The 3,679-nt window shown below is 61.4% G+C and carries 5 protein-coding genes; 1 reads left to right on the top strand and 4 read right to left on the bottom strand.

The window, feature by feature from the left end; translation table 11 throughout:
* Window positions 1–619 (top strand): succinyl-diaminopimelate desuccinylase (gene dapE, locus H0V34_05525; protein ID MBA2491175.1); only part of this gene is annotated, 619 nt, incomplete at its 5' end.
* A 170-nt stretch (window positions 620–789) separates the two neighbouring features.
* Here the strand turns inward: dapE and H0V34_05520 are convergent.
* The 4 genes from H0V34_05520 to H0V34_05505 all read right to left on the bottom strand — a co-directional run.
* Complete coding sequence (locus tag H0V34_05520; protein MBA2491174.1) at window positions 790–1,560, bottom strand: 3'-5' exonuclease; 771 nt, start codon at window positions 1,558–1,560, stop codon at window positions 790–792.
* A 51-nt stretch (window positions 1,561–1,611) separates the two neighbouring features.
* Window positions 1,612–2,502 carry a cysteine synthase CysM gene (cysM, locus tag H0V34_05515; protein ID MBA2491173.1) on the bottom strand — a complete coding sequence of 297 codons (891 nt, stop codon included), beginning with the start codon at window positions 2,500–2,502 and terminating at the stop codon, window positions 1,612–1,614.
* A 164-nt stretch (window positions 2,503–2,666) separates the two neighbouring features.
* Entirely contained in the window at window positions 2,667–3,413 is a 747-nt protein-coding gene (gene pdxJ / locus H0V34_05510; protein ID MBA2491172.1) for a pyridoxine 5'-phosphate synthase, read from the bottom strand.
* Window positions 3,414–3,440: 27 nt separating this feature from the next.
* Window positions 3,441–3,679, bottom strand: a 239-nt coding sequence (locus H0V34_05505; GenBank protein MBA2491171.1) for a hypothetical protein, incomplete at its 5' end; no start/stop codon positions are given.

Here is a 3,679-nt window from a genome sequence, read left to right as displayed (position 1 = left end):
CGACACGATCAAGTACGGCCGGCGCGGCTCACTGACCGGCGAGTTGCGGATACACGGCATACAAGGGCACGTCGCGCATCCGCATCGCGCGGACAACCCGGTCCATCGCTTCGCGCCCGCCCTCGCCACGCTTGTACAAACCGAATGGGATCGCGGCAACGAACACTTTCCGCCGACCAGCTTTCAGGTTTCCAACATCAACGCCGGCACCGGCGCGGACAATGTCATCCCCGGCATGCTGGGCGCGATCTTCAATTTCCGCTTTTCGACGGCGGTGACGCAAGCGGAACTCGAACAAAGAGTCGAGGCGCTGCTGGACGCGCATGACCTCCGCTACGATCTGGAGTGGACATTGTCAGGCGAGCCATTTTTGACCGAATGCGGCGAACTGGTCGCCGTGACCCGCAACGCGATCCGCGAAGTCACCGGCCTGGAGACGAAGCTATCGACCGCGGGCGGCACTTCCGATGGGCGATTTATCGCGCCTACTGGCGCACAGGTGATCGAACTGGGGCCGGTCAATGCCAGCATCCACAAAATCGACGAACATGTGCGCATCGAGGACCTGGCTACACTCTCGCGAACTTACGCGAAGATCCTGGCTGGATTGCTGACATAGAGACTACCCCAACCTTTTGTCATTCTGAGCGAAGCGAAGAATCTGTATTTGATGCTTGAGTGGAGCCAAGATGCTTCAGTCGCTACGCTCCTTCAGAATGACAGTGCCTAATTTTGGATAGGCTCATGGTCGCGACCATCGGTGTTGTACCCGGTCCGCGACCGTCGATCCTACGACTGCCAGCGCGCGAGAAATTCGTTCAGGTACGGCTTGTCCATCACGGTCAGCGCATCGCGCGCAAGCTGACACTCGCGCGCATGCGCCTCGCCGTCGAGCTGGCCGCGCATCTGCTCGAAGCGCAGATACACGAGATACGTATTGAGTACGTCGGTCTCGCAATAATCGCGGATCGCGGCGATGTCGCCGGCCTGAAACGCCTCCCACACCTTGCCGCCGTGCATGCCCATTTTGCCGGGCAACCCCAGCATAGTCGCAATCTGATCCAGCGGCGCGAACGCGCGCGGATTGTAACCGGCCAGCACGTCCATCAGATCGATATGCCGCCAGTGGAAGCGGTTCAGATAATTGTTATAACGAAAGCTCGTCTCGCTGTCGCCGGTCTCCCAGTAACGCGGCGCGGCCACGCCGTGCAGCAGCGAGCGGTAATGGATGACCGGCAGATCGAAGCCACAGCCGTTCCACGACACAAGGGTGGGATTGAAGCGGTCGATGCCATCGTAAAAACGCCGCAGAAGCTCGGATTCCGCTGAGTCCTCGTCACCCAGCGACCATAGTTTGAAGTTATTGCCGGCACGCATGGCGATGGAAATCGCCACGATGCGCTGCTGATGCAGGGGCAGAAAATCCCGGCCGGTCTGCTGATGCCGCAGATGCGTCATGGCGGTGGCGACATCGGCGTCCGGCACGCCGTCCAGTTCCAGCAGTCGCCTGCCAGCCTCCACGTCGGGCACGGTTTCGATATCGAAGACGAGTACGTTCACGTTTTCACCGCGCACCAGTAACCGGGGGCAATCGCGCTTTATGCCGGCAGCTTAAGCCGGAAACACCCCGGTGGAAATATACCGGTCGCCCCGATCACAGATGATAACAACGATTAGCGCGTTCTCGACTTCCGCGGACAGACGCAACGCCGCCGCCACCGCGCCGCCGGAGGATACGCCGGCGAAGATGCCCTCTTCGGCCGCCAGGCGCCGCATCATGTCACCGGCCTCTTTTTCATCGACATCGATCTCGCGGTCGACTTGCTCTGCATGATAAATCTTCGGTAGATAAGCTTCTGGCCAGCGACGGATGCCGGGGATGCGCGAGCCTTCGGCGGGCTGCACTCCGACGATCTGAATGTCGTGGTTTTGCGCTTTCAGATACCGCGACACGCCCATGATGGTGCCGGTGGTGCCCATGGAGCTGACGAAGTGCGTGATCGCGCCTCCGGTTTCGTTCCAGATTTCAGGCCCGGTGCCCTCGAAGTGCGAGCGTGGGTTGTCCGGGTTGGCAAATTGATCCAGCACCCGGCCCTTGCCGTCCTCACCCATTTGCTGCGCGAGATCGCGAGCGCCCTCCATGCCGTCCTCCTCGGACACCAGGATGATCTCAGCGCCGAACGCTTTCATGGTCGCGCGCCGCTCGGCGCTCATGTTCTCGGGCATGATGAGCACCATGCGATAACCCTTGATGGCCGCCGCCATCGCCAGCGCGATCCCGGTGTTGCCGCTGGTGGCCTCGATCAAGGTGTCACCGGGATGAATCTCGCCGCGCAACTCCGCGTGTTTGATCATGCTGACCGCCGGCCGATCCTTGACCGAGCCGGCGGGATTGTTGCCCTCCAGTTTGGCGAGCAAGGTGTTGTGATTGCCGGGCGTGATGCGCTGCAGCCTTACCAGCGGCGTGTTGCCGACAAACGCTTCGAGGGTCGGGAAATTCATCGAGGGGCTGATTGATTTCGCATCCATTACGTGATTTTACGGTGAAACAGATGAGATAACACCAGAGGTCGGAGCAGCTGCTTGCAAGCCCGCGGACCGGAATTGTTTCGATGCCCTTCAGCGTACGCGGTTCCGCACATGGCGGACGCGTGGAACTACGCGACTCAGGGTTCCTGACCGCGGCCTGTTGCCATCGCCCGCTTCATTTCGACCACGGCGGCGTGCAGACCGATAAACAGCGCGCGCGCCACGATCGCGTGTCCGATGTTGAGTTCCTTCAGTTGCGGAATGGCGGCGACAGCACCGACGTTCGCGCAATGCAGGCCGTGCCCGGCATTGACCTGAAGGCCCGCATCGGCCGCGTATGCCGCGGTTTGTATCAGCCGTTCGAGCTCTTGGGCCTGACGTTCGCCGCTCGCCCCCGCATAGGCACCGGTGTGAAGCTCGACTATCGGCCCACCGATAGCCAGAGCCGCGTCTATCGCGGCGATAGTCGGCTCGATAAAGAGCGATACCTTGACGTTGGCCGCCGCGAGGCGTCGGCAGGCTTCCGTCAGGCGCCGTTCGCTGCCGGCCCGATCCAGCCCGCCTTCGGTGGTCAACTCTTCGCGGCGCTCCGGCACGATGCAACAGTATTCCGGGCGCAGATTCACCGCGAGCGCGATCATCGCCTCGGTGGCGGCCATTTCCAGGTTCATGGAAGTGGTGATTATTTCACGCGCGGCGTAAACGTCGTCGGGCTGGATGTGACGTCTATCTTCGCGCAGATGCAGGGTGATACCGTCGGCGCCCGCGCGTTCCGAGATCCGTACGGCTTCCATGACATCCGGATACGGCGTAAAGCGCGCCTGCCGGATGGTGGCGACGTGGTCCAGGTTCACGCCGAGCCGCAAATTGTTACCCGTGGTCATAGCCATGCGCGTGCTTCGCGACCGCTGTCATCCATCGGCGAGAAATTTCATGATTTCGCGGCTGATGAGTTTTTTGCCGCGCAACTGATAGTCGATAATGCCGCGCAATAACGCGCGGGATTCACCGGCCAGCGTCGCGTCCGGCGACTTTGCGGCGCGTAACGCCTGCAAGGTCCTGCCGCTGATAAGCGCCCGCGAGTGCTCCGCGTCCGGCGCGAATGGCACCGGCCCACGCTCGTTATCGTAGTAATAGTAAGCCGCAGGAT

The organism is Gammaproteobacteria bacterium, from assembly GCA_013696315.1.
GTDB lineage: Bacteria > Pseudomonadota > Gammaproteobacteria > JACCYU01 > JACCYU01 > JACCYU01.
The sequence above is the reverse complement of the archived record's forward strand: the minus strand, read 5'-3'. Positions and strand labels throughout refer to the sequence as shown.